A 26,233-nucleotide genomic window follows, 5' to 3' on the forward strand; every position below is an offset into this window, starting at 1 on the left:
GCAAGAATGTGCAAGAGATCGGGGCTGGCTGCGAGGGACACTGTGGCTCAATCACCGGAGCCCACCATGAACCTTTTCCTGTATTTACTCACCGTGCTGATCTGGGGCACCACCTGGATCGCCCTCAAATGGCAGTTGGGCGTTGTGGCGATTCCCGTGTCGATCGTCTATCGCTTTGGCCTCGCGGCCCTGGTGCTGTTTGCGCTGTTGTTGCTCAGCCGCAAGTTGCAGGTGATGAACCGACGCGGGCACCTGATCTGCCTGGCCCAGGGCTTGTGCCTGTTTTGCGTGAACTTCATGTGCTTTCTCACCGCCAGCCAATGGATCCCCAGCGGCCTGGTGGCCGTGGTGTTTTCCACCGCCACGCTGTGGAACGCGCTGAATGCCCGGGTGTTCTTTGGCCAACGTGTAGCGCGCAACGTATTGATGGGCGGCGCGCTGGGCTTGTTGGGGCTGGGCTTCTTGTTCTGGCCGGAACTGGTCGGGCATACCGCCAGCCCGCAGACCTTGCTGGGGTTAGGCCTGGCGTTGCTCGGCACGATGTGTTTCTCGGCGGGCAACATGCTCTCGAGCCTGCAACAGAAGGCCGGGCTCAAGCCGCTGACCACCAACGCCTGGGGCATGGCTTACGGGGCGGCGATGCTGGCGACCTACTGCGCGGTGCGCGGCATCCCGTTCGACATGGATTGGAGCGCGCGTTATATCGGCGCCCTGTGGTACCTGGTGATCCCGGGCTCGGTGATCGGCTTTACCGCCTACCTCACCCTGGTCGGGCGTATGGGCCCGGAGCGTGCGGCGTACTGCACCGTGCTGTTCCCGGTGGTGGCGCTGAACGTCTCGGCGTTTGCCGAGGGCTACCAATGGACCGCGCCCGCGCTGGCGGGGTTGGTGTTGGTGATGTTGGGCAATGTGTTGGTGTTTCGAAAGCCCAAACCTGCGAACGTAATCTTAAAGGCGAAGACAATCTAATGTGGGAGCGAGCAAGCCCGCTCCCACATTTGGATTGTGTTGACCTTTCTATTTGAGGCCCAGGCGCTTGGCCATGCGGCCGAGGTTGGCGCGGTCCAGTCCCAGTTCTCGGGCGGCGCTGGCCCAGTTGTGCTGATGGCGTTCCAGGCAGGCGCTGATCACCTGGCGCTGGTACTCCTCGGTGGCCTGGCGCAGGTCGCCGGTGACCACGGGGGCTGTTTCGGTCGCGGCTTCCAGTGCAGGCGGCGCGCTGACGTCGGGCAGGTCCAGGTCCTGGGCGCTCAGGCTGAGGATCTTCGGCCGCTCGCGGCAATTGCCCAGGGCCTTGAGTGCGCTGCGGCCAATCAAATGTTCCAGCTCCCGCACGTTACCTGGCCAGTTGTAGGCCAGCAGCGCCGCCTGGGCATCGCTGGTCAGGCGCAGGCTGCCCAGGCCCATGCGCGAGCGGTTTTGCTCCAGAAAGTAACCCGCCAGCAACAACACATCACGGCCACGCTCGCGCAGCGCCGGCACTTGCAGCGGGTACACGCTCAGGCGGTGGTAGAAGTCGGCGCGGTAGCGGCCGTTACGCACCTCCTCGGCGAGGTCGCGGTTGGTGGCGGCGATCAGGCGCACATCCACCTGGTGCTCCTTGTCCGACCCCAGGCGCTGCAACTGACCGCTTTGCAGCACGCGCAACAGCTTGGCCTGCACGGTCAGGGACAACTCGCCCACTTCGTCCAGGAACAGCGTGCCGCCATTGGCCAGCTCGAATTTGCCACGGCGTTCGTTCAGCGCGCCGGTAAAGGCGCCGCGCACGTGGCCGAACAGTTCGCTCTCGACCAGGGTTTCCGGCAGGGCCGCGCAGTTGAGGCTGATCAGCGGTTTGTCGGCGCGTGCGGACGCGGCATGGATCGCCTGCGCCACCAACTCTTTGCCCACGCCGGTTTCGCCGGTGATCAGCACCGTCAGGTCGCTGCCGCCCACCAGTTTGATTTCCTCGACCAGGCGCTTGTGTGCCTTGCTCTGACCGATCATTTCCTTGTGCTGCTGGCCGCTGGCCTGGCGGTAGATTTCGGCGCGCTGGTGTTCATCTTCGGCGCGCAGGGCCAGGCGTTCGATGCGCTCGGCGACATTCACCGTGGCCGCCGCCAGGCTGGCGAAGGCTTGCAGGGCGTCCAGTTCGACCCGTTCGAAACGCTCAGTGTCGAGGGCGTCCAAGGTCAGCAGTCCCCACGGCCGGTCGTCGACAAACAACGGGCAGCCCATGCAATCGTGGACTTCCAGGTGCCCGTGCATACCGTCCACCAGTCCGTCGTAGGGGTCGGGCAGTTGGCTGTCACTGTCAAAGCGGGTCGGGCCGGGGCTGCTGAGCAGCACCTCAAAGCGTGGGTGCTCACTGACCTTGAAGCGTCGACCCAGGGTGTCGGCACTCAAGCCATCCACCGCCAGCGGCACCAACCACTCGCCGTCCAGGCGCAACAACGCGGCGGCGTCGCAGGGCAGCAGGGCGCGCATGGCCTGCAGCAGGCGGCGGTAGCGCTCGCTTTCGGGCAGATCGCGGGACAGGTCGGCGACCAGGGGGAGCAGGGTGGTGAGCAGGGAGTGTGCAGTCATAATGACTCCTTGTAGTCCTTATGACTATACGGTGTAGGAAGTCAAAATGACTATAAATTATTCAAGTCATTGAAATATAAGGATTAAAAAATTGGCACGAATACTGAGTATCTAAAGGCAATCAGTCAAAAGACCCAGGAGTCTGCCATGCTTAGTGCCCAAGACCGTGCCATCGTCAAATCCACTGTGCCCCTGCTGGAAAGCGGCGGCGAAGCGCTGATCACCCATTTCTATCGCATGATGCTCTCCGAGTACCCGCAGGTTCGCCCGCTGTTCAACCAGGCCCACCAGGCCAGTGGCGACCAGCCCCGCGCCTTGGCCAACGGCGTGCTGATGTACGCACGGCACATCGACCAACTGGACCAACTGGGCGACCTCGTCGCCAAGATCATCAACAAGCACGTGGCCCTGCAGATCCTGCCAGAGCACTACCCGATCGTCGGCGCCTGCCTGCTGCGTGCGATTTCCGAAGTGCTGGGCAGCGAGATCGCCACGCCTGAGGTGATGAGTGCCTGGGGCGCCGCCTATGGCCAACTGGCCGACATCCTGATCGGCGCCGAAGCCGCCATCTACGACGAAAAAGCCCAGGCCCCGGGCGGCTGGCGCGGTGCGCGGCCGTTCATCCTGGTCAAGCGTGTGGAGGAGAGCGATGAAATCATCTCCTTCTATTTTGCCCCGGTGGACAATGGCCCGATCCTGGCGGCTGCACCTGGCCAATACATTGGCATGAAGCTGGTGCTCGACGGTGAAGAAGTGCGCCGCAACTATTCCCTCTCGGCCTTGAGCGATGCGGGCCTGTACCGCATCAGCGTCAAGCGCGAAGCCGGTGGGCGGGTGTCCAACTACCTGCATGACCAGATGCACGTCGGCGCGACCATCGACCTGTTCCCGCCGTCGGGCGAGTTCACCCTGGCGGCCAGTGACAAACCGCTGGTGCTGATCAGCGGCGGCGTGGGCATCACGCCGACCCTGCCGATGCTGGAAGCGGCCCTGGCCACCGAGCGCCCGGTGCACTTTATCCATTGTGCGCGTAACGGCGGGGTGCATGCGTTCCGTGACTGGGTGGACGGCCTGGCCGCCAAGCACCCGCAGCTCAAGCGCTTTTACTGCTATGCCGAGGACGATGGCATCAGCCCGGCCGCAGACAAGGTGGGCATGCTGACCCAGGAGCAACTGGCGGCGTGGTTGCCGGAGCAGCGTGATGTGGATGCGTACTTCCTGGGGCCTAAGGGTTTCATGGGCGCGGTCAAGCGCCACCTCAAGGCGTTGGGTGTGCCGGACAAACAAAGCCGTTATGAATTCTTCGGCCCGGCGTCGGCGTTGGAATAACGCGGTCAAAAATGTGGGAGTGGCGGTGCCACTCCCACATTTGTTTCTCTATTCCCCCCGATTAATCCCCCGTTAACCCCCTTCTGTTTAAACCACTCTCTGTGTGTAAACTTGCGGCCATTGGCACAACCAAACAAAGGGAACCCGAGATGAGTGACGAATTGCGTTTAGGCAGGGAGCGGCGCTTTCTGGTGTTGCTGGGCATCATCTGCCTGGCGCTGATCGGCGGTGCGCTGTACATGCAGGTGGTGTTGGGCGAGGCGCCTTGCCCGCTGTGTATCCTGCAGCGCTATGCGTTGCTGCTGATTGCCGTGTTCGCGTTCATCGGCGCGGCCATGCGCACCAAAGGCGCGGTCACGCTGTTCGAAGGGTTGGTGATTCTGAGCGCCCTGGGTGGCGTCGCGGCGGCCGGTCATCATGTGTACACCCAGTTCTTCCCAGAGGTCAGCTGCGGCGTGGACGTGCTGCAGCCGATCGTCGATGAGCTGCCCCTGGCCAAGGTGTTCCCGTTGGGGTTCCAGGTGGATGGCTTCTGCAGCACGCCGTACCCACCGATCCTCGGCCTGTCCCTGGCGCAGTGGGCGCTGGTGGCGTTCGTGCTGACGGTGATCCTGGTGCCGCTGGGCATCTACCGTAATCGCCAACGCAGGGCCTGAGTCGGTTATGCAAAACGCCCCGGTTCTCCTGATGGGAGGCCGGGGCGTTTTGCTGTGTAGGAATTTGTGAAATTGCCGTGACGAGGAGCAATTTCGGGCGTGCGCAGCGTGCGACATGTTGTCACACGGAACCTGTCGCAGGACGTTTCTGACCCAATGCGCAACCTATTAAATTTGCCTCGGGCGCGTGATGTGTGCTGTCAGTTCGTCGTTTGAACGATCCCGCGAAACGCCTGTCGTCCGAGCCGTTCGGTGATGTCCGAATGCCTTGTTTTATGGGGGGTTGGATCCGTTTCGCATGCCCTTACAGCGTGTAAGGGATGTGACGGTTTACCGAATAACACGGCAATTTTTGTGGTTTTTGTTGAGAATCGAACGCGATAAGATCGCGAACCGTTGCAATAATGGTGAAGGATTATTGCTGTAATCGATAAAAATTATTTCTTTATAAGACATGGTTTATACATCGCTAGCTAACTACAATCGCCCGCACTGAATGTCCGGTGCTGTTCAATATTTGAGCATTGGAGCGGTCGAGGGGCAGATGGATGGCTCTGTGCGACCCCAGGTTCCGGCAGCCTTTCAACTATCCGCACCAAATGGAATTGGTCTGTAACAAGGCCTTTAACCACGAAATCGAATAAGAACTCACCGCAGGTCCGTGAAACGCTCCGTTATGGCGTAGCGGGCAGGCTCTTATTCAATCGAAGAGAAATGCCAACCCTTGGCAGGGTGAAGTGTTGGCGATCAAAACCCAACTGCATTGCGCAAGCTGCTTTAGAGGTCGTGAGATGAGTAAAAACAGGTACCCCCGATTACTAGGCTTTTTGCCGCTGCTTGGCATGATGTTAATGCTCGGAGGCTGCAAGTGGACCTTGATGGACCCAAAAGGACAGATCGGTCTGGATCAACGCAACCTGATCATCACCGCTACTCTGCTGATGCTGCTGGTCGTGGTCCCTGTGATCATCATGACCTTCGCCTTCGCCTGGAAATACCGCGCGTCGAACACCAGCGCTACCTACGCGCCCAAGTGGTCGCACTCCACCAAGATTGAAATCGCGGTGTGGCTGGTACCGGTCCTCATCATCATCGCCCTGGGTTACATCACCTATAAGTCGACCCACGAGCTGGACCCGTACCGTCCGCTGGAATCCGACGTCAAGCCGATCAACATCGAAGTGGTCGCGCTGGACTGGAAGTGGCTGTTCATCTACCCGGACCTGGGTATCGCCACGGTCAACGAGATCAAGTTCCCAGAGAACACCCCGCTTAACTTCCGGATCACCTCCGACGCCGTGATGAACTCGTTCTTCATCCCAGCCCTGGGCGGTCAGATCTACGCGATGGCAGGCATGCAGACTCGCCTGCACCTGATCGCCAACGAAAAAGCTGAAATGGAAGGCATCTCCGCTAACTACAGCGGTGCTGGCTTCACCGGCATGAAATTCAAAGCGATCTCGACGAGCCAGGACGATTTCAACGCCTGGGTAGCCGAAGTCAAGGCCGCACCTAAACAGCTTGATCAAGCTGAATACGATGCCCTGACCAAACCAAGCCAGAACAACCCAGTCGCCCTGTACTCCACGTACGAGCCGAACCTGTTTCAGAAAATCGTCGACAAGTACGAAGGTATGAAGCCAGGCAAGCCGGTCAAGCACGAGAAGAAAGAAGTGGCCGCGGTTGAAGGTTCTGAAACGGGCGCGCATTCAACTGCTGGGGCAGAGGAGTAAACGATGTTTGGTAAATTAAGTTGGGATGCGGTCCCGTTCCACGAGCCGATCGTAATGGTGACTATCGCCATGATCGCGCTGGGTGGTCTGGCGCTCGTAGCAGGTATCACCTATTTCAAGAAATGGTCCTACCTGTGGACCGAGTGGTTGACGTCGGTCGACCACAAGAAAATCGGCGTCATGTACGTCATCGTTGCCATGGTCATGCTGCTGCGTGGTTTTGCCGACGCCATCATGATGCGTACCCAGCTGGCCATGGCCACCGAGGGTTCGCCTGGCTATCTGCCACCTGAACACTATGACCAGATCTTCACCGCTCACGGTGTGATCATGATCATCTTCATGGCGATGCCATTCTTCACCGGCCTGATGAACCTTGCCTTGCCGCTGCAGATCGGTGCCCGTGACGTTGCCTACCCGTTCCTGAACTCCCTGAGCTTCTGGCTGCTGGTTTCCGGCGTTGTGCTGATCAACGTTTCCCTGGGCGTCGGCGAATTCGCCAAGACCGGTTGGGTTGCGTATCCGCCACTGTCGGGCATTCAGTACAGTCCGGGCGTGGGTGTGGACTACTACATCTGGGCGCTACAGTTATCAGGGCTCGGGACGACGCTAACGGGGGTCAACTTCCTGGCCACCGTACTGAAAATGCGCGCCCCTGGCATGAAACTGATGGACATGCCGATCTTCACCTGGACCTGCACCTGGGCCAACGTCCTGATCGTGGCTTCGTTCCCGATCCTGGCCGCTACCATGGCGCTGCTGTCGCTTGACCGTTACCTGGATTTCCACATTTTCACCAACGAACTTGGTGGCAATCCAATGATGTACGTGAACCTGTTCTGGGCATGGGGTCACCCTGAGGTGTACATCCTGATCCTGCCAGCGTTCGGTATCTTCTCTGAAGTGATCTCGACCTTTACCGGCAAACGCCTGTTCGGTCACCACTCGATGGTCTACGCATCGGGCGCAATCTCTGTACTGGGCTTCATGGTGTGGCTGCACCACTTCTTCACCATGGGTTCGGGTGCCAGCGTCAACGCCTTCTTCGGCCTGGCGACCATGCTGATTTCCATCCCGACGGGGGTGAAGCTATTCAACTGGCTGTTCACCATCTACCACGGCCGTCTGCGTATCACCAGCCAGGTTCTGTGGACCCTGGGCTTCATGGTGACCTTCGCCATCGGCGGCATGACCGGCGTACTGCTGGCCATTCCGGGTGCTGACTTCGTCCTGCACAACAGCCTGTTCGTGATCGCTCACTTCCACAACGTGATCATCGGTGGTGCTGTATTCGGTTACATCGCTGGTTTCAGCTTCTACTTCCCGAAAGCGTTCGGCTTCAAGCTGCACGAAGGTTGGGGCAAGGCTGCATTCTGGTTCTGGATCTCGGGCTTCTTCGTCGCGTTCATGCCGCTCTACGCGCTGGGCTTCATGGGCATGACCCGTCGTCTGAACGCTACTACCAACCCTGAGTGGGTGCCGTACCTGTACGTCGCCATGTTCGGTGCGGTGATGATCGCTGTGGGTATTGCCTGCCAGCTGATCCAGCTGTACGTGAGTGTCCGTGACCGTAAGCAAAACGCTTGCGACTCTGGCGACCCATGGAATGGCCACACCCTGGAATGGTCGACTTCGTCGCCACCGCCGTTCTACAACTTCGCCGTGATCCCTACTGCGAACACCATTGATGCGTTCACCGAAGCCAAGGAAGACGGTACTGCGTACCAGCGTCCGAAGCACTACGAACCGATCCACATGCCAAACAACACCGCCACTGGCGTGGTGATGGGCGGCCTGCTGACCGTGTTCGGTTTCGCGATGATCTGGCACATCTGGTGGCTGGCGATCGTGAGCCTGGTGGGCACTATCGGTTACTTCATCATTCACGCTGCCCGTGATGATCAAGGCTACATGGTGCCGGTCGAGACGATCGAGCGCATCGAAGCCGAGCAGCACGCTCGCCTGGTAGCCGAGAAGAAGATTCCGGCCAACCGTGTAGAAACCTCGTTGGAACAGGCTTAAACCATGTCGAACTTAGTGACCAATGCTGGACACGCCCATGTCGATGACCATGGGCACGATGACCATCACCACGACTCGGGGCCAATGACCGTTTTCGGTTTCTGGCTCTACCTGATGACCGACTGCATCTTGTTTGCGTCGATCTTCGCGGTGTACGCGGTACTGGTAAACAACGTAGCGGGTGGCCCGTCGGGCCACGACATCTTCGAACTGCCTTACGTGCTCGGCGAAACCGCCTTGCTGTTGTTCAGTTCGATCACCTACGGCTTCGCCATGTTGGCCTTCTACAAGGGCAACAAGAAAGGCGTTCTGAGCTGGTTGGCACTGACCTTCCTGTTCGGCCTGGGCTTCATCGGCATGGAGATCAACGAGTTCCACCTGCTGATCTCCGAAGGCTACGGCCCGCACCGTTCCGGCTTCCTGTCCGCGTTCTTCACGCTGGTAGGCACCCACGGTCTGCACGTTTCGGCTGGCCTGCTGTGGATGGCGGTGATGATGTATCAGGTCAATAAACACGGCCTGACCAACACCAACAAGACTCGCCTGACCTGCCTGAGCCTGTTCTGGCACTTCCTGGACGTGGTCTGGATCTGCGTATTCACCGTCGTCTACTTGATGGGGACTCTGTAATGGCTAATGCACACTCCCATGACCATGACAGCCATGATGCGAGCCACGGCAGCGTAAAGTCCTACGCTATCGGCTTCATCCTGTCGGTCATCCTGACGCTCATCCCGTTTGGTCTGGTGATGTACCCGACCCTGCCAAAGTCGATCACCTTGATGATCGTGCTGGCATTCGCGGTGATTCAGGTTCTGGTTCACCTGGTGTACTTCCTGCACCTGGATCGTTCCAAGGAACAGCGCGATAACGTGGTTGCCTTCGTGTTCGCAGGGATCGTAATCGTGCTGCTGGTTGGCCTGTCGATATGGATCATGTTCAGCATCCATACGTTCATGATGGCGAAGTGAGGTAAGACCCGATGTCGCTTAAGCACTTTATCCAAATCACCAAACCGGGGATCATTTTCGGTAACGTGCTTTCTGTGGCGGGCGGTTTCTTCCTGGCCTCCAAGGGACATGTCGATCTGGCCATCTTCCTGGCTGCAATGATCGGCACCTCCCTGGTGGTAGCTTCCGGATGTGTGTTCAACAACTGCATCGACCGTGACATCGATATCAAGATGGAGCGCACCAAGAACCGCGTGCTGGTCCAGGGCTTAATCTCCCTGAAACTGGCACTGGTCTACGCGACCGTCCTGGGTGTTGCCGGTGTGGCACTGTTGTACAAGGTGGCCAACCCGTTGGCGGCGCTGTTTGCCGTGATCGGGTTTGTCATCTACGTCGGCCTCTACAGCCTGTACCTCAAGCGCAAGTCGGTTCACGGCACGCTGGTGGGCAGTCTGTCGGGGGCGATGCCGCCGGTGATTGGTTATGTGGCTGTGACCAATAGCTTCGACATGGCCGCGCTGACGCTACTGGTGATGTTCAGCCTGTGGCAGATGCCGCACTCCTACGCCATTGCGATTTTCCGCTTCAATGACTACCTGGCTGCGTCGATTCCGGTATTGCCGGTCAAGCGTGGCATTCAGGTGGCCAAGAAACACATCCTGCTCTACATCCTGGCCTTCCTCGTGGCGACCTTGATGTTGACCTTCAGTGGCTACGCCGGCATGAGCTACCTCGCCGTCGCCGCCGCCATGGGCATGTACTGGTTGTACATGGCCTGGACCGGCTACAAGGCGGTGGATGACACCGTCTGGGCGCGCAAGCTGTTCGTGTTCTCGATCTTCACCATCACCGCGCTCAGCGTGATGATGTCCCTGGATTTCCAAGTGCCGAAAGAGCTGCTGCTGACTTACGCTCACTGAGTGGTCCTGCAGTGAAAGAGCCCCGCCTTCGAGAGAAGCGCGGGGCTTTTTCTTGGGCGCTGGTTAAATCGGCCGGGACCATTCTCGTCATACCCCTCTGAATGAGTAGTGAGAATTCATCGCCCGCCTACAAGGAGTAGCTCCATGTTCAGCGTCAGTCGCCGGTCCCTTCTCACCGTGGGCGCAGCCCTGCCATTGCTGGGGCGCCTGGATTGGGCCGTTGCCAGCCCGCCACCGGCCAAGGCTGACAGGCTGCGGCTGAACTACAACGAAAGCCCCTACGGCCCCTCCGGCGCGGTGCAGGAGGCCATGCAGCGCGGGATCGCTACTGCTGCGCTGTATCCCTATGGTCATATGTATGCGCTGGCCGAACTGTTCGCCCAGCAACAAGGCATTGCCGAAGACCAGGTGGCGGTGTTTTCCGGCTCGATGGCGGCCCTGCGCTATGCGGTGCTGGCGTTCACCAGCACCACCCGTGGCCTGGTGATGGCCACGCCGTCCTATGAAGTGCCGCGCCAGGCGGCCGAAAACTGGAAGGCGCCCGTGCAGGAAGTGGACCTCGACGCCGCGCATGCCCACGACATTCCCGCCATGCTCGCTGCCGACCCCCAGGCCGGCATGCTCTACGTGTGCAACCCCAACAACCCCACCGGCACCCTGACCCCCACCGACGCCATCCGCGAGGCACTGGCAAACAAGCCCAAAGGCAGCGTGCTGGTGGTGGACGAGGCCTATATCGACTTCTCCGATGCGCCCAGTTGCATCAGCTGGGTCAAGGAGCACGACGACCTGCTGGTGCTACGGACCTTCTCGAAAATCTACGGACTGGCCGGCGCCCGTGTGGGCCTGGCGATCGGCCACCCGGCGCTACTGGAGCGGCTGGCGGTGTTCGGCGGCGACAACGTGCCGGCCGGTTCCAGCCTGCTGGGCGCCCATGCCAGCCTGGAAGACGTGAAGCTGTTGCCCCAACGCAAGGCGCTCAACGCCCGGGCGCGGGATGAGACGGTGGCCTGGCTCAAGGCGCGCGGTTTCACCTGTACGGTGTCCGCCAGCAACTGCTTCATGATCGACGTGAAACGCCCCGCCGAGCAGGTCATCGAGCGGCTGGCCGAGCACGGCGTGTTGATCGGGCGGGTGTGGAAGAACTGGCCGCAGTGGGTGCGAGTAACCGTTGGTAGTGCACAGCAGATGCAGCGCTTCCGTGAGGTGTTTGCCGCGCAGGTGGTCTGAGCCAGGTGAATCCCGTGCCCATGGTCGGCTCGCCATGGGAACCACTGGACAAGGCGTTTGGGGCATGTTTCATTCTTCTTGTTGTGTAGGGATATTTCCTACTGGGTGAGTCGACTCTGAATCGGGAGCTTTGGGATTGAAGCGCCCTGGCCAGAACGCTAGGCTCACCCGTAGTCACTCATCAGGGACGAGATTCATGCGAAGCAATGGTCAACCCAATAACAGCACGCCCATGCAGCCTGCCGACGTGCGCCAACTGCTCGATGCCGAGCTGACCCGACGGGGGCTTGGGCACTTCGAGGTCTATCAATGCGGGCCGACGCTGGATGAGGCGGAGATCATCTCCAATTACCCCGACGCCCTGGAGCGAGCGGACTCCGCCGACGACTTCTATCAGCGTGGCCAGTTGCTCTCCTTGTCCAAGGGCCGGGTAAAACCTTTTTTCTGGAGCGATGAAAACCTGCTGGCCCCGGCTGAAGAGGCCGTCCCGGTTCCCGGGCCCTGCGCGCCGGTGGGGGAGGGGGCGAGTTTTATCGTGCACGGCAACCGTGGGTTTTACTCGATCCTCAACCTGTGCAGCTTCGGCGAGGGCCAGCATTTTCGCGACACCGTGCTGGCCAACAAGAGCGAGCTGCAGATGTTGCTGGTCTCGGTGTACGACGAGGCATTGGAGAGCTGTGCGCCCGCACAGACCCAGCAGACCGTCCTCACCCCCCGTGAAACCGAAGTGCTGTCCTGGACCAGCCTGGGCAAGACCTACAACGAAATTGCCCTGCTGACGTCAATGAGCCCGCGCACGGTCAAGTTCCACATGAAAAACGTCTTCGACAAACTGGACGTCACCAACGGCAAATCTGCCATTCGCAAGGCCCTGCAACTGGGCTATATCCGCGAACAAGCCTGACCCACACCTGTTAATCCCACGCCCGCCTGCGATTTTTCGCAGGCGCGCGTTCGCGTGCGCGTGGCATTGGGGCCTACCTGTCTAAAAGGGCAGCTTGTTAGCGATAGGGCGGTGCTTTAGTTTTTTTCGCAGCCGATGAGTCTAGCTCAGGCAAAAAAAACGTTAGCTGTAATACCTAAAAAAATGCCCGAGCCGGTAATGAGCCAGGAAGTCCAGTGCCACTCGCGCGGGTTGGGTGTTACAGCGTGCCGCTTAATTAATGGAGTGATTATGCTGGTCAATCAGAACAAAGAAGCTGCTGGCGAATACGCCGCGGGTATCTCCCGCGAGACCTTCGGGATGCTCAAGCACTTATGCAAAAAAGATAACTATCACTGGGCCGTCGCGCTGGGCAAGGACTACGCCATCATCGCGTTTGCCATCTACCTGTCCTTGGGGATCAGCTACTGGTTCTACCCGGTTTCGCTGTTTCTGATTGGCACCACCCAACGCGCTCTGGCCAACGTGCTGCATGAGTCGGCGCACAAGATGTTGGCCAAAAATCGCTTTATCAACTGGTTTTCCGGCACGTTCCTCTCCGGTTATTTGATTTTCCACCTGCACCAGTCCTACAGCATCTCGCACATCAAGAACCACCACGTGCACCTGGGCCACCCGGAAAAAGACCCGGACTACAACTTCCACCTCAAATGCGGGCTGTACGACGTCAAGCAGAGCGAGCGTGAGTTCTTCCTGAAAAATGTGCTGCTGGCCCTGTCCGGCTACCGCACCCTGCAGTACATCCGCTACATCATCAAAGACCGCGTCAAGGCCCAGGGTTCGGACAAGAAGATCCGCAACGAACGCCTCATGCTGTGGACCTACTGGGCAGCGATCTTCGCCGTGGCCGCCAGCTTCGGCGTGGTCACCGAGCTGCTGCTGTTCTGGCTCGTACCGCTGTTCACCACCGCCGTGGCCGTGGGCTGGATCATCGAGCTGGCCGAGCACTACCCGCTGCCCGCCGCTGAAACCGAGAAGCTGCTGCTGACCCGCAACCGCAAGGGCAATGCACTGGAGAACTTCTTTTTCGGCCGCCACGACGACAACTACCACCTGGTGCACCACCTGCACCCGGCCATTCCCCACTGGAACATGCGCAAGGCCCACGAGCTGCTGATGTCGCACCCCGAGTACGCCCGTTGGGACAACCTGTGGGCCGGGATTTTTACCCGCGATCGCCACAGCCCGCACAAGGAAACCATGCTCAGCTACGCGGCCAAGTTCCGCGCCCACAAGATTGCCAATCATGCCGACGACTCAAGCTTCGCCCGTCGCATGCTCAACCAGGCCTACGGGGTTTGACACCATGAACGACACAGACAACAGCCTGCTGGCGACCCTGGCCCTGAAAAAACTGGCGGCCAACAAGACCTACCGCGACCTGTTCCTGGCCAGCGACACCCTGCGTGATTTCCTGCGCCCGGCCGCCTTGCGCTACATCATTTCCGAAGACCGCCTGGAGATGCTCGACAAGCTCGCCGCCCTGCAGGGCAAGGGCTATCGCACCGGTGTGGAATACGTGGGCGAAGAGGCCACCACCTTGGCCGAGGTGACCACCGCCACCGATGAATACCTCAAGCTGATCGACCTGATGGCGCTGCACCCGACACTCAGCGAACCGCCGCAACTGGGCTTCGACCTGTCCAACGTCGGCACCATCATTTCCCGGGAACTGGCAATCGAGAACTGCTCGAAGATCCTCACCCATGCGGCCGACAAGGACGTCGGCGTGATCCTCAGCATGGAGCGGTCCCAGTGGACCGACTCGATCCTCGACATCTTCATGCACCTGAGTGGGCGGTTCCCCAACCTGGGCATCACCCTGCAGGCGCAATTGAACCGCACGCCCGATGACCTGGGCGAGATCCTCGGCACCGGCTGCAAGGTGCGCCTGGTCAAAGGCGTCTACGCCGAGCCGGCCGCCATTGCCTTGCCCCGTGGTGCGCAATTGAACGAGCGCTACCTGGGCCTGCTCGACCGCATCAACGGCGCCAGCAGCAACTACGCGTTCGCCACCCAGGACCCGCTACTGGTCGAGCAGATCCTCGCCAGCGGCATCGCCAGCCGTGGCGAGCTGGAGATGCTCCACGGCGTGCGTCCTGAGTTGATCAAGGCCGTCAAGGACGCTGGCCAGGTCAAGACCCGCGTGTCGGCGGTGTACGGCACCAATTGGTATTTGCACCTGCTGCACCGCGTCGCTGAATTCCCCCAGAACATTTTCCTCGCGCTGGACGACGTGGCGTCGCCGCGCCCTTCCGAAACCGCCACTCATTACTGAAAAGGACATCCTCATGAAACAGTACGTCGCCTTGGTTGATGTCTACTCCAGCGGTAACTTCCTGCCCAAATTCTTTCGGGACGCCGGCCTGGGCCTGATTCACGTGCAGAGCACCCCGGAACTGATGCCGAGCATGCTCGGGCCGAACCTGGATGAGTTCGAGCACAACCTGATCTTCAACGGCAGCGCCGAAGCCGTGGTGCGCCGCCTGCGTGAGTTCGACGTGGTGGCGGTGATCGCCGGCCAGGAGCCTGGCGTGCCGTTTGCCGACTACCTGAGCGAGCAACTGCAATTGCCAACCTCCAACGGCAGCGCCGGCTCCCGGGCGCGCCGCGACAAGTTTGAAATGATCGGCAAGGTGGCCGCTGCCGGCCTGCTGACCGCGCGGCAGATCAAGTCCGCCGACCCTGCCGAGTTGCTGGCCTGGGTCGAGGCCGGCCAGGTGTTCCCGTGCGTGGTCAAGCCACTCAGCTCGGCGTCTACCGACGGGGTTTCGATCTGCCACAACGTCGAGGACGTGAAGCGCGCGTGCCAGGAAGTGGTGTCCAACCTGGACATCTTCGGCCTGGCCAACACCGAGATCCTCTGCCAGTCCTACCTCAAGGGGCCGGAGTTCATCGTCGATACGGTGAGCCGTGACGGGCAGGTGTATGTCTGCGGGATCTGGCGTTATGTGAAGCGCGAAGTCAGCGGCGGCAAGAACATCTACGACCGTGACGTGCTGATCGCCCCTGACAGCCCGGAAGCCAACGTGCTGGTGGACTACATCGTCAAGGTGCTCAAGGCCCTGGGAATCAACAACGGCCCGGCGCACTCGGAGGTGATCCTGACCGAGGCCGGCCCTGCGCTGGTGGAAGTCGGTGCGCGGCTGAACGGCAACATGGAACCCAATTTCCACGACATCAGCCTGGGCGGCAACCAGGCGCAGTTGACCTACCTGGCCTACTGCGACGGCGAGGCGTTCAAGGCCGGTTACGCCGGCAAGCGCTACCACAAGCTCAAGGAAGCCTGCGTGATCAACACCGACACCACGCTGCAAGGCGAAGTGACCGGCTTCAACGAAGCGGCCATTCACCTGATCGAAGCGCTGCCCTCGGTGCACAAACTGAGCGTGAAGTACAAGGCCGGCAAGCTGATGAAAAAGACCGTCGACCTGCTCAGCAGCCCGTTGCGTGTGTTCCTGTTGTCGGAGAACCAGCGTGATATCGACCAGGATTACGAGCAGATCCGCCAGTACAAAGACAACGTCTACGTGATCCGCTGATGGGCACTTATCGCGCGTTACGCGGGCTCAACGCCCGGCTGCAATCGCTGTTCATGATCACCCTGGTGTTCCGCATGGGCACCATGGCGTTCCCGTTCTACGCGGCGTACCTGATTCATCAGCACGCCGTGTCGGCGGGCACGGCCGGCCTGTTGGTCGGCGTGTATGGCGCGGGAGCGCTGTTCGTGGACTTGATCATCGGTGCGGTGATCAAGCGCCTGGGGGCCAACCGGGTGATCCTCGGCTCGTTGCTGCTCAACGCGCTGCTGCTGTTGATCATCCCGTCGGTGGACAACACCGCCGCGCTGTTCGTGCTGTCGTTCCTCTGGGGCGCCTGCTACGAAGCCTTCACGCCGGCGACGTTCTCCGAGACGGTGACCCACAGCAGCAGCGAGACGCGCAAGGTGGCGTTTTCCTGCAACCGCCTGGCGATCAACATCGGCATGGCGATCGGGCCGCTGTTGGGCAGCCTGATTTTCCTGAGCAACGCCGACGCAGTGTTTTACATCAACGCAGCGTTGTCCCTGGTGTCGTTTGCCGCCTGCCTGCGATTCGGCCGTGCGGTCACGGTTGGCGCGGCACAGGCAGCGCCACTGGCGAGCAAGGGCAATGGCTTGCCGGAGACGGCACCGCATGAGCGCTCGCGCTTGCTGGTGATCTTGCTGGCAGCGCTGCCGGTGCATGTGGCCTACGCCTTGCCGCCGACTTTCCTGTCGGCCTACATCATCACTTACACCGAACTGCCGGCGTATTACGTCGGCATCATTTTCTTCATCAACGCCTTGCTGGTGATCCTGTTCGAAGTGCCGATCAACCAACGCATGGCGCACCTGTCGAGCAGCCGTTCACTGGTGGCGGGGTTCCTGTTGGCCGGGGTCGGTTTTTTCCTGATGGGCTTCAGCCATGTCGGCGCGATGCTGCTGGTGGCCACCGTGCTGTGGAGCCTGGGCGAGATGATCGTGTTCCCCGGCATCACCCATTACGTGAGCAGCATCTCCAGCCGGCACACCGTGGACCGCAACCTGGGTTACTACTCGGCGGGGGTCAACATCGGGGTCATGATCACGCCGTCGCTGGCGTTCATGTTGGTGGCGCAGCCGTCCCTGCCATCACCGTGGTTGCTGTCCGGCACCGTGTTGCTGCTGTTCGCGGTGGCGGTGGGCGTGATGAAAAGCTCAACCCTCTTGTGGAACAAGGAAGCGTGAAATGAGCATCGTGCACTTGAACACCGCTGGCGCGGGCCTGATGTCCACGGCCACGTTGAATGCGATCCAGCGCTTTACCTCGATCGAAGCGCGCATTGGCAGTTATGAGACGGAACTGGCCTACGAGGAGCTGCTCAACGTCGACCTGTACCGGGTCGCCGCCGGGCTGTTGAATGCGCAGCCGACCGACATCGGTTTTTTCAGCAGTGCCACCGAGGCCTGGACCAGCATCCTTGGCAAGCTCGACTTCCCCCGGGGCAAGCGGGTGTGGGTGTCGACCTCGGAGTACGCGGCCAACCTGATCTTTTTCAACTACCTCAAGCTGTCTCGCGACATCCGTGTCGAGGTGATCCCAACCACCGCGACCACCCCGCTGGACCTGGATTGGGTGCAGCGCAACCTGGACGACGAGGTGTTCCTGGTCAGTGTGTCGCACCTGCCGTCGTGCTGCGGCGTGATCAACCCGGTGGAAGCGCTGGGCGCGTTGCTCAAGGACTCGAGCGCGTTGTACGTGGTCGACGCGTGCCAATCCCTGGGCCAGTTGCCGCTGGACGTACGTGACATTCACTGTGATGTGTTGACGGGCGCGGGGCGCAAGTTTCTCTGCGGGCCGCGTGGCAGCGGGATTGCCTATGTGTCGCCGCGTTTGCTTGGCCAGTTGGAACTGAACTTTGCCGACCTGCATGCGGCCAGCACCGACGGCGAGGTCAACCGTATCGAGGTGTCCAGTGCGCGGGTGCTGGAGATTGCCGAGAAGAGTTTTTCGGCCCTGGTGGGCTTGCACACGGCGATGGGCGAATACGCGGAGGTGGGCGCGGCGGTGAACACCGAACCTTATGCGTTGCTGGTGCAGGAGCTGCGGCGCTTGCCGCAGGTGCAACTGCTGTGTGAGCAGTTCGAGCAAACCGGGATTGTGTCGTTCGTGCCGCGCAACAGCTCGGCCAAGGTGTTTGTCAGCCTGGCCCGCGAATTGGGCCTCAACCTGTGGGCGGGCACTGCCGCCCACACGCCGTTGCTGCTCAAGGACTTGGGCGCCACGCATTTCGTGCGCGCCTCGGTCGGCCGGCAGGTCACCCTGGCCCAGGTGGAGCAGGCCCTGGTGACACTGCGCAGCTTGTAGTGTCAGGCAGTCACTGCGCGGCGATGGTGTAGCCGTCGAACGCGCTCTGCTGCTGCAGCGCGGTCACGATGCTTTTGCGGGTGACCGACTGCTCGACGCCGCTGTTGTCGAAGAAGGTTTCGCTTTCCAGTTCGGCCTCGCTGCCTTCGCCCACGAAGGCAAAGCCGAGGAACTCCAACGCTTCACGGTCGACGTTGAGCTTGGAGCGCGGTGTGCGCAACGGCAGGGTGACACTGATGCCGTCCTTGCTGATCACGAACACTTCGGCTTCTTTCTTGGCCCGTGCGGCCTTGCTCTTGCCGGCGCTCGGGTTGCTGATGGCCTGGTGGCTCTGGTTCAGCACCTTGAGGGCCAGGCCGTAGACCAGCTCCTGGAACGCGGGGTCGTCCTTGAAGCTGGACAGGATGCGACTGATGGAGAATTGGCTGCTGAGGTTTTCCAGGGCGGCGTTGTCGGCAGCCTCGGCGTCTTTCAGTTGCTTGAGCTGGCCCATCAGTTCGTAGGCCTTGTCGTCATCGAAGGCATCGTGGGCCTGGCGGATAGCGACGCGCAGTTCGCGGATCTGGTCGCTTTCCTTGGAGGTGTGGAAGGCGTCCAGCACCATTTCACTGATGATCTTGGCCGCTGGCACATGCTGTGAAAGATTGATGGCGTTTTCGTATTCAGCTTTGGATTGCAAGGCGACTACGGATTCTTCTTCGGTGTAGGAATCGGACATTGAAATTTCACTACTTCAGTAAACGGAGACAAAAAAGCGTCGGGCATTTTCAGGGGGGAGGGGGATCAGGTCAAGGCAGCACGCTGCCCACCTTGCCGCGCAACGCGGCCAGCGCCCGGTGCAACCGCACGGCCCGCCCGCAGAACAGACCAACGGTAAACCCCGAGACCGCGCCGACCGCCACCCGCATCTCTGGCGTGCTCAACAGCAACGGGTGCACCGCCTGCTGGTAGCCGAAGTAGTACTTCACCGCAAAGAACAGCTGGGAGATCAACAGTGTTTTCCAGGTGCCCGTCAGCACCAGGCTTTCGCCGTTGGCATCCAGATGCGCACCGTTGGCATTGAACAACCGCATGCCCAGCAGGCTGCCCACGATGGCGCCGCCCACCCAGGCGCTGCTCGACAGCAGCGAAGGCGGCAACGCCATCAACGACCACACCACCAGCACCACTGGCAGGATCATCAACGAGCGACGACTTTCGCGCCCACCCAGGCTGGCCTTGATGCCGTAGTAGCAAATCCACAGGTAAACGGCGTACACCCACAGGGGCGTGCCTTGGAGGATATCGAGCATGGGCTGCGTCCGTGCGGTAGGGGTGAGCGGTGGATAGTCGTCGAGCGTTCAGGGGTTTGTCTATCGAATTGAGCCTGACCCACATCAAAACGCCATGTCGACAAAACCGTTACAACACAGAGGCCTGATGAACCCATAAAAATGACCACCGACCTGCGCCGAGGGGCCCACCCCACGCCGGGTTATTAAAGGACTAATGCGATGGCGCTTTCCCTCTCCCGCCTGGTCTTGCTGGGGGCGACGCTGTGTCTGGCGCTACCCCTGCACGCCAACGTACCCGATACCCCTCTCATCGAACACGGCCGATACGTTGCACAACTGGGCGACTGTATCGCCTGCCACACTGCCCAGCAGGGCAAAGTGATGGCCGGTGGCCTGGCGTTGAGCACGCCCATGGGCACGATCTACTCCAGCAATATCACCCCGGACCGTGAGACGGGTATGGGCGCCTACACCTTCGAACAGTTCGACCGGGTGATGCGTGAAGGTGTTACCCCGGCCGGTATGAACCTGTACCCGGCGATGCCGTATCCTTCCTACGCGAAGATGAGCGAAGCGGACATGCGTGCCTTGTACGCCTACCTGATGCAGGGCGTGGAGCCCGTGCAACAGGCCAACCTCGACGCCGACATGGGCTTCCCCTTCAACCAGCGTTGGGGCCTGGCGTTGTGGAATTTCGCCTTTCTCGACAAGCAACCCTTCACCCCCGATCCAGCCCGTAACGAGGTGCTCAACCGTGGCGCCTACCTGGTCCAGGGTCTCGGTCACTGCGGTTCTTGCCACACTCCACGCGGCATCGCCTTCCAGGAAAAGGCCATGAGCGATGAGGGCCGCAGCGGCCGGCATTACCTGGCAGGCGAAACCGTCGAGCACTGGCGCGCCTTGAGCCTGCGCAACCTGTGGACCGTGGAAGACACCGTGCAACTGCTCAAGACCGGGCAGAACCGCTTTGCCACGGTGGCCGGCAACATGGCGGATGTGATTCACCACAGCACCCAGCACTTCAGTGACGACGACCTCACCGCCGTCGCCAGTTACCTCAAATCCCTGCCACCGGGCAAAGACGACCTGCCGATGCCCGCCGTCGCCCGCGCCCCGGCCGCGCCGCCTGCCGATTTGTTCACCAGCCGGGGCGGGTTGGGGTACATGCAGTTCTGCAGTGACTGCCACCGTGCCGATGGCGCCGGGGTGAAGGGCCTGTTCCCGCCCTTGGCTGGCAACCCGAGCATTGCGTCCAGCAACCCGACGTCGTTGCTGCACATCACCCTCACCGGTTGGGAAACCGCGCAAACGGCGGCCCATCCACGGGTCTACACAATGCCCGGTTTCGCGCGCCTGGCGGACTCGGAAATTGCCGAGATCCTGAGCTTCGTGCGCACCCGTTGGGGCAATGAGGGCACCCCGATCAGCGCCGCCCAAGTGAAGACACTGCGTGCCCAACTCAACCCGGCCACCACCGATTCATCGGCGTTTGAAACCCCGCGCCTGGCCGACCTGCTCGCCGCCCCCAACGCCGGCCAGGTGGTGCGTGGCATGCGCCTGCACCTGCAAACCAAGGCGCTGCTGCCGGATAACGTCGGCAACTCACTCAATTGCACCAGCTGCCATCTCAACGCCGGCACCGTGGCGGACGGTTCGCCCTTTGTAGGCGTGTCGGCGTTTTTCCCCAGCTATGCGCCGCGTGCGGGCAAGGTGGTCAGCCTCGAAGAGCGCATCAACGGCTGCTTCCGCCGGTCGATGAACGGCACGCCGTTGGCGCCGCAATCGGCGGACATGCAGGCCATGGTCGCGTATTTCGACTGGATGAAAAACAACACACGCCCCGAAGACAAAGTAGCCGGGCGCGGCGTGGGCAAGATCGACCCGGCGATCAAACCGGATCTGGCCAATGGCAAGGCGGTCTACGCCCAGCAATGTGCGGTGTGCCATGGCGATAACGGCCAGGGCTTGGCGCGTGCCGACGGGGAGCTGGTGTACCCGCCGCTGTGGGGCGAGCAATCGTTTAACATCGGCGCCGGCATGGCCCGCCCTTACACGGCTGCGGCGTTCGTCAAACGCAACATGCCGATCGGCTTCCACGAAAAATTCCCGCTGGGCCAGGGCGGTTTGTCGGACCAGGAGGCGGTGGACGTGGCGGCGTACTTTTCGGGCCAGCCGCGTCCGGACTTCCCGGACAAGGTCAAGGACTGGCCCAACGGCGGCAAACCCGCCGATGCGCGCTATTAGTCCAACTGCTTGAGGCAGGCCTCGAGAATATCCAGGCCTTCTTCGAGTACTGCAGGCTCGATGGTCAGTGGCGCCAGCAGGCGGATGATGTGCCGCGATTTGCCACTGGGCATCAGCAGCAAACCGGCGTCCCGCGCCAGGCTCAATAGTTGAGCCAGCTGTTTCGGCGCGGGCGAACCGTCGGCGTTGACCAGCTCGATACCTCGCATCGCTCCGACCCCGGTCAAGCGGCCGAGGTAGGGCGTAAGGCCTTGTGCGCGCCAGGTGTCATAACGGCCGGCGATGGCCTCTTGCTGGTGTGAGCCCCAGGCTTGCAGGTGTTCATCGGTCATTGCATCGAGGGTGGCCAGCGCTGCCGCACAAGCGATAGGGTTGCCGGAATAGGTGCCGCCCAGGCCACCTTTGGGCAGGTTGTCCATCAGCGCTTTGCGCCCCAAGACGGCACCGAGCGGTACGCCACCGGCAATGCTTTTACCCAGCAGGAGCAGGTCCGGTTCGATGCCCAGGCGCGAGAACGCAAAACGCTGGCCGGTACGCCCGAACCCCGACTGGATTTCATCGGCGATCAGCAGGATGTTGTTCTCGTCGCAGAAACGCCGCAGCGCCTGGGCGAACTCGACATCCAGGGCGAGGAAACCACCTTCGCCCTGGACGGGTTCGATGATGAAACAGGCGACGTCGTCCACGTCGATTTCCACGCTGAACAGGCGGTCCATGGCCTTCAGGGCCTCGGTGCAGCTCACGCCGTTATCGGCGCTGGGATAGGGCAGGTGGTACACCGGGCCGGGCAGCACGCCGACCTTTTGCTTGTAGGGCGCCACCTTGCCATTGAGGTTGAGGGTGGCCAGGGTGCGCCCGTGGAACGCACCATCGAATGCGATCACCGCCGTGCGGCCAGTGGCGCCGCGTACGATCTTCAAGGCGTTTTCTGCGGCTTCTGCGCCACTGTTGGTGAGCATGCCGCTGACCGGGTAGCCCACCGGGATGAACGCGGTCAGACGTCCCATCAGCTCAATGTAGGGCGCATGCGGGGCGGCGTTGAACGCGTAGTGCGTGAGCTGGGTGGCCTGTTCACGAATCGCCTCCACCACGCCGGGGTGACAGTGGCCAAGGTTGAGCACGCCGATGCCGCCAACAAAGTCGATGTAGCGCTTGCCCGTGGTGTCCCATACTTCGGCGTTCTTGCCGTGGCTGAGGCTGATGGGGTGGACGACGGAAATCGATTGGCTGATGGTTTCGCGGCTCATGAATCTTGGACTCGGCAATGGCGGGCGTCTTTTTATCTAAGCCGTGCGCCCGGCCTTGCCGCAAACGAAATAAAGTCGCCGGGTCATTATTAAAAGTCGGGATGTGCCTTGATGTAGCTCACCATCCACTTCAGGAAGGCCTTCACTTTTGGCACTTCGCCGGCGTGTTCGGCGTGGGCGATAAAGTGCGCGCCGGCGCTGGGCATCGTGTACTTCCACGGGATCATCAGGCTGCCGTTGGCCAGCTCTTCGGCCACCAGGTATTGGGGCACCAGCGCCACCCCGTAGCCCGATTGCGCGGCGCGGATGCACATGTAGAACGTGTCGAAACGCGGCCCGTGGTAGCTGTTCTGCGAATGCAGGCCCTGTTCCAGGAACCACTCGTGCCAGGCTTCCGGGCGCGAGGTGCATTGCAGCAGGGTGTGGCGTGACGAGGCGTCGCTGCCGTCGGCGACAAACCCCGGCGCGCACACCGGCACCACGGCCTCACGGAACAGCTCGATGCACGTTGCCCCGGGCCACGAACCCTGGCCGAAGAAAAACGCGATATCGGCCTTGGCCTGCAGCACGTCGAAGGGCTCCAGTTCGTTGCGCACATCGAGGTGGATGTTTGGGTGCTTGGCCGCGAAATCCTTGAGCTTGGGCACCAGCCAGCGGTCGCCGAAGGTCGGCTGGGTGGCGATGCGCAGCACTTCGGTCTCGCCGCCGTAGGTGAGGATGTAACGGCTGGAGATGTCCACCTGGGTCAGGATCTTGTGCACCTCGGCCAGGTACAGCGAGCCCGCCGGTGACAGGTACAGGCGCTGGCGCACCCGTTCGAACAGGTTGTGGCAGAGCATCTCTTCCAACTGCGCGACTTGTTTGCTCACTGCGCTCTGGGTCAGGTGCAGCTCTTCGGCGGCGCGGGTGAAGCTCAGGTGGCGGGCGGCGGCTTCGAAGCATTGCAGGGCGGTCATCGAAGGGGTCAAACGTTTTGAAATCATGCAGTTCATTCCAAATCGGAAGGAGCCTTTGCCTAAAGGTCGTTTGTGGCAGCGCCGTAAAGCCGTGGATACTGCCCGGCAGCACTATAAACCGGCGCGGGCTGTGAAGCGCCGAATAATAAGGAATGACAGGGAGTGCCTTGCATGAATCCATTCAAAACCACCTTGGCCGCACTGGGCGCCACCGCCGTATTGGGCTTGGCCGGTACCGCGCAGGCGGGGGCCACGCTGGATGCGATCCAGAAGAAGGGCTTTATCCAGTGCGGTGTCAGCGATGGCCTGCCAGGCTTTGGTGTGCCGGACAGCAAGGGCAAGATGACCGGTATCGACGTGGATGTGTGCCACGCCGTTGCGGCGGCAGTGTTTGGTGACGCTTCGAAAGTGAAGTTCAGCCAACTGACCGCCAAGGAGCGCTTCACCGCGCTGCAATCGGGTGAGGTGGATGTGATCTCGCGCAACACCACCTGGACCAGCTCCCGCGACTCAGGGATGGGCCTGGTATTTACCGGCGTGACCTACTACGACGGCATCGGCTTCCTGGTGAACAACAAGCTGGGCGTGACCGGTGCCAAGCAACTGGACGGCGCGACCATCTGTATCCAGGCCGGCACCACCACCGAACTCAACGTGTCGGATTACTTTCGCACCAACGGCATGAAGTACACGCCGATCACCTTCGACACCGCCGATGAAAGCGCCAAGGGCCTGGAGTCCGGGCGCTGCGACGTGCTGACCACCGACCAGTCGGGCCTGTATGCCCAACGCATCAAGATGGCCCACCCGGATGAGTTCGTGGTGCTGCCGGAAGTGATTTCCAAAGAGCCGCTGGGGCCGCTGGTGCGCAAGGGCGATGATGAGTGGTTCAGCATCGTCAAATGGACCCTGTTCGCCATGCTCAATGCCGAGGAAATGGGCATCACCTCGCAGAACGTCGAGGAGCAGGCCAAGACCACCAAGAACCCGGATGTGGCGCGCTTGCTCGGTGCCGACGGTGAATACGGGCGGGACCTCAAACTGCGCAAGGATTGGGTGGTGCAGATCGTCAAGCAGGTGGGTAACTACGACGAAGTGTTCGAGCGCAACATCGGCCAGGGCAGCGTGCTGAAGATCAAGCGCGGGCTCAACGCCCTGTGGAGCCAAGGCGGTATCCAGTACGCACCGCCCGTGCGCTAGTTATTCCGACGCGGTGTCCTTCCCTGCCGCCTTGGCGCGGTACAACGCCTGATCGGCACGCGCCATCAGTGCGGCAGGGGATTCACCGCTTTGGCGCTCGGCCACGCCCAGGCTCAGGGTCACCTTGAAATCGCCCACGGCGGGCACCTGAATGATCTGTTGGCGAATGCTCTGGGCCACAGCCTTCGCCGCCTCCAGGTTGCTTTTGGGCAGGATCAGCATGAACTCGTCACCGCCCCAGCGGGCGAGCAACTCGCCGGGGCGCACGCGCGCCACCAGGTTTTGCACCACACGCACCAGGGTCTGGTCGCCCACCGCGTGACCATGTTTGTCATTGATCGGCTTGAAATCATCGATGTCCATGGCGATCAGCGTCAACGGCAGGCGGAAGCGCTCGGCACGGTCACATTCTTCCCGCAGCACTTTTTCCAGGCGGTATCGGTTGGCGACGCGGGTCAGGGTGTCGAGTTCGGCCAGGGAGCGGTTTTCGTCCAGCTGCACTTGCAGTTGCTGATTGACCCGCGACAGTTCGCGGGTGCGCTCTGCCACCAGGGCTTCAAGGGATTGGTTACGTCGTTCCAACTGCTCGATCGACGACTTGCGCGTATGGATATCGCGATGGGCCCCCACCATGCGGGCCACCGTACCGTCGGGGTTACGCGCGATCACGTAGCCGCGGTCTTCTATCCACAGGTAGGTGCCATCCTTCTTGCGGCAACGGTATTCGGCTCGGTAGTGGGGCGCGCGACGGCTGATGTAGGCATCAAACAGCGTCATGACCTGCGGGTAGTCTTCGGGGTGGATCACGTTTTCCCAGGTGAACACACTGTTCTCCAGGGAGTGGCGGGGATAGCCGAGCATTTCGTACCAGCCGGGGTTGCGGTAGACGAACCCGGTATTGGCGTTCCAGTCCCAGATACCGTCGCTGACCAGCTCCATGACGGCATGCAGCATGTCGGCATTGAGGTCGGAAAAATCATTGCGTAGCGGCTTGCTGTCGGATGTATCGTCCATATATGCGCTTCCTGCGTGGGCTGGCTCCCAAGGCCAGTCGTTGTTTACGCCGATACTCCGTGGCTGGGGCTACTGTACAACGG

The 26,233-nt window shown here is 61.1% G+C and carries 23 protein-coding genes and 1 pseudogene; 17 read left to right on the top strand and 7 right to left on the bottom strand.

The genetic code is table 11. The features are described 5' to 3' along the window. Nucleotides 1-66: 66 nt before the first annotated feature. Nucleotides 67-969: a DMT family transporter gene (locus HX803_RS22610; protein WP_178923657.1), complete on the top strand. Its 903-nt coding sequence runs from the start codon at nucleotides 67-69 to the stop codon at nucleotides 967-969. 48 nt (nucleotides 970-1,017) lie between these two features. Here HX803_RS22610 and norR read toward each other — a convergent pair whose 3' ends face one another. After that, on the bottom strand, nucleotides 1,018-2,565 hold the full coding sequence (gene norR / locus HX803_RS22615; RefSeq protein ID WP_178923658.1) for a nitric oxide reductase transcriptional regulator NorR: 1,548 nt from the start codon (nucleotides 2,563-2,565) through the stop codon (nucleotides 1,018-1,020). Nucleotides 2,566-2,712: 147 nt separating this feature from the next. Between norR and hmpA the strand changes: the two genes are divergently transcribed. Both hmpA and HX803_RS22625 read left to right on the top strand, forming a co-directional pair. Next, complete coding sequence (hmpA, locus tag HX803_RS22620) at nucleotides 2,713-3,894, top strand: NO-inducible flavohemoprotein (RefSeq protein WP_178923659.1); 1,182 nt, start codon at nucleotides 2,713-2,715, stop codon at nucleotides 3,892-3,894. Between the two features lie 149 nt (nucleotides 3,895-4,043). Next, a complete protein-coding gene (locus tag HX803_RS22625; protein WP_178923660.1) occupies nucleotides 4,044-4,550 on the top strand; it encodes a disulfide bond formation protein B in 507 nt (168 codons plus the stop codon). Between the two features lie 473 nt (nucleotides 4,551-5,023). Here the strand turns inward: HX803_RS22625 and HX803_RS32970 are convergent. Next, a pseudogene (locus HX803_RS32970) lies at nucleotides 5,024-5,314 on the bottom strand (hypothetical protein). A gap of 27 nt (nucleotides 5,315-5,341) precedes the next feature. Between HX803_RS32970 and cyoA the strand changes: the two are divergent. The 12 genes from cyoA to HX803_RS22685 all read left to right on the top strand — a co-directional run bounded on the left by cyoA (nucleotide 5,342) and on the right by HX803_RS22685 (nucleotide 18,215). Next, nucleotides 5,342-6,283: a ubiquinol oxidase subunit II gene (gene cyoA / locus HX803_RS22630; RefSeq protein WP_176996975.1), complete on the top strand. Its 942-nt coding sequence runs from the start codon at nucleotides 5,342-5,344 to the stop codon at nucleotides 6,281-6,283. A 3-nt stretch (nucleotides 6,284-6,286) separates the two neighbouring features. Beyond that, the gene (gene cyoB / locus HX803_RS22635) at nucleotides 6,287-8,305 is read left to right on the top strand and encodes a cytochrome o ubiquinol oxidase subunit I (protein WP_176996976.1); all 2,019 of its coding nucleotides are present in this window, start codon (nucleotides 6,287-6,289) and stop codon (nucleotides 8,303-8,305) included. 3 nt (nucleotides 8,306-8,308) lie between these two features. After that, a complete protein-coding gene (locus HX803_RS22640) occupies nucleotides 8,309-8,935 on the top strand; it encodes a cytochrome o ubiquinol oxidase subunit III (RefSeq protein WP_058426759.1) in 627 nt (208 codons plus the stop codon). Beyond that, nucleotides 8,935-9,276, top strand: a complete 342-nt coding sequence (gene cyoD, locus HX803_RS22645; RefSeq protein WP_016979640.1) for a cytochrome o ubiquinol oxidase subunit IV — start codon at nucleotides 8,935-8,937, stop codon at nucleotides 9,274-9,276. Before HX803_RS22640 ends, cyoD begins: the two co-directional genes overlap by 1 nt. Nucleotides 9,277-9,287: 11 nt before the next feature. After that, entirely contained in the window at nucleotides 9,288-10,175 is an 888-nt protein-coding gene (gene cyoE, locus HX803_RS22650; protein WP_034100500.1) for a heme o synthase, read from the top strand. Between the two features lie 144 nt (nucleotides 10,176-10,319). Next, nucleotides 10,320-11,405 (top strand): pyridoxal phosphate-dependent aminotransferase, encoded by a 1,086-nt coding sequence (locus HX803_RS22655; protein ID WP_178923661.1) that lies wholly within the window; start codon nucleotides 10,320-10,322, stop codon nucleotides 11,403-11,405. Nucleotides 11,406-11,601: 196 nt separating this feature from the next. Then, a complete protein-coding gene (locus HX803_RS22660; RefSeq protein WP_178923663.1) occupies nucleotides 11,602-12,309 on the top strand; it encodes a LuxR family transcriptional regulator in 708 nt (235 codons plus the stop codon). 270 nt (nucleotides 12,310-12,579) lie between these two features. Next, nucleotides 12,580-13,650, top strand: coding sequence for a fatty acid desaturase family protein (locus tag HX803_RS22665; RefSeq protein WP_178923665.1), 1,071 nt, complete (start codon nucleotides 12,580-12,582; stop codon nucleotides 13,648-13,650). A 4-nt stretch (nucleotides 13,651-13,654) separates the two neighbouring features. Further along, complete coding sequence (locus tag HX803_RS22670) at nucleotides 13,655-14,626, top strand: proline dehydrogenase family protein (RefSeq protein WP_178923666.1); 972 nt, start codon at nucleotides 13,655-13,657, stop codon at nucleotides 14,624-14,626. Between the two features lie 13 nt (nucleotides 14,627-14,639). After that, the gene (locus HX803_RS22675) at nucleotides 14,640-15,890 is read left to right on the top strand and encodes an ATP-grasp domain-containing protein (RefSeq protein ID WP_178923667.1); all 1,251 of its coding nucleotides are present in this window, start codon (nucleotides 14,640-14,642) and stop codon (nucleotides 15,888-15,890) included. Then, on the top strand, nucleotides 15,890-17,095 hold the full coding sequence (locus HX803_RS22680; RefSeq protein WP_178923668.1) for an MFS transporter: 1,206 nt from the start codon (nucleotides 15,890-15,892) through the stop codon (nucleotides 17,093-17,095). The genes HX803_RS22675 and HX803_RS22680 overlap by 1 nt, the downstream gene beginning before the upstream one ends. Nucleotide 17,096: 1 nt before the next feature. Next, on the top strand, nucleotides 17,097-18,215 hold the full coding sequence (locus HX803_RS22685; protein ID WP_178923669.1) for an aminotransferase class V-fold PLP-dependent enzyme: 1,119 nt from the start codon (nucleotides 17,097-17,099) through the stop codon (nucleotides 18,213-18,215). 10 nt (nucleotides 18,216-18,225) lie between these two features. Here the strand turns inward: HX803_RS22685 and HX803_RS22690 are convergent, their stop codons facing one another. Together HX803_RS22690 and HX803_RS22695 are read right to left on the bottom strand one after the other, a co-directional pair. Beyond that, nucleotides 18,226-18,933 carry a hypothetical protein gene (locus HX803_RS22690; protein ID WP_178923670.1) on the bottom strand — a complete coding sequence of 236 codons (708 nt, stop codon included), beginning with the start codon at nucleotides 18,931-18,933 and terminating at the stop codon, nucleotides 18,226-18,228. 70 nt (nucleotides 18,934-19,003) lie between these two features. Further along, entirely contained in the window at nucleotides 19,004-19,507 is a 504-nt protein-coding gene (locus tag HX803_RS22695; RefSeq protein ID WP_178923671.1) for a DUF6622 family protein, read from the bottom strand. Nucleotides 19,508-19,708: 201 nt separating this feature from the next. Between HX803_RS22695 and HX803_RS22700 the strand changes: the two genes are divergently transcribed. Continuing rightward, nucleotides 19,709-21,733 (top strand): c-type cytochrome, encoded by a 2,025-nt coding sequence (locus tag HX803_RS22700; protein ID WP_178923672.1) that lies wholly within the window; start codon nucleotides 19,709-19,711, stop codon nucleotides 21,731-21,733. Here HX803_RS22700 and HX803_RS22705 read toward each other — a convergent pair. Continuing rightward, the gene (locus tag HX803_RS22705) at nucleotides 21,730-22,980 is read right to left on the bottom strand and encodes an aspartate aminotransferase family protein (protein ID WP_178923674.1); all 1,251 of its coding nucleotides are present in this window, start codon (nucleotides 22,978-22,980) and stop codon (nucleotides 21,730-21,732) included. The two genes, HX803_RS22700 and HX803_RS22705, sit on opposite strands and share 4 nt — an antisense overlap. Nucleotides 22,981-23,069: 89 nt before the next feature. Beyond that, nucleotides 23,070-23,963, bottom strand: coding sequence for a LysR substrate-binding domain-containing protein (locus HX803_RS22710; RefSeq protein WP_178923676.1), 894 nt, complete (start codon nucleotides 23,961-23,963; stop codon nucleotides 23,070-23,072). Between the two features lie 144 nt (nucleotides 23,964-24,107). On the opposite strand from HX803_RS22710, the gene HX803_RS22715 reads away from it, so the two are divergent. After that, complete coding sequence (locus tag HX803_RS22715) at nucleotides 24,108-25,136, top strand: amino acid ABC transporter substrate-binding protein (protein ID WP_178923679.1); 1,029 nt, start codon at nucleotides 24,108-24,110, stop codon at nucleotides 25,134-25,136. Here HX803_RS22715 and HX803_RS22720 read toward each other — a convergent pair whose 3' ends face one another. Next, nucleotides 25,137-26,150 carry a sensor domain-containing diguanylate cyclase gene (locus HX803_RS22720; protein ID WP_178923689.1) on the bottom strand — a complete coding sequence of 338 codons (1,014 nt, stop codon included), beginning with the start codon at nucleotides 26,148-26,150 and terminating at the stop codon, nucleotides 25,137-25,139. Between the last annotated feature and the right edge of the window lie 83 nt (nucleotides 26,151-26,233).

Origin of the sequence: Pseudomonas sp. P7548 (assembly GCF_013386585.1) — a bacterium.
Taxonomy (GTDB): Bacteria; Pseudomonadota; Gammaproteobacteria; order Pseudomonadales; family Pseudomonadaceae; genus Aquipseudomonas.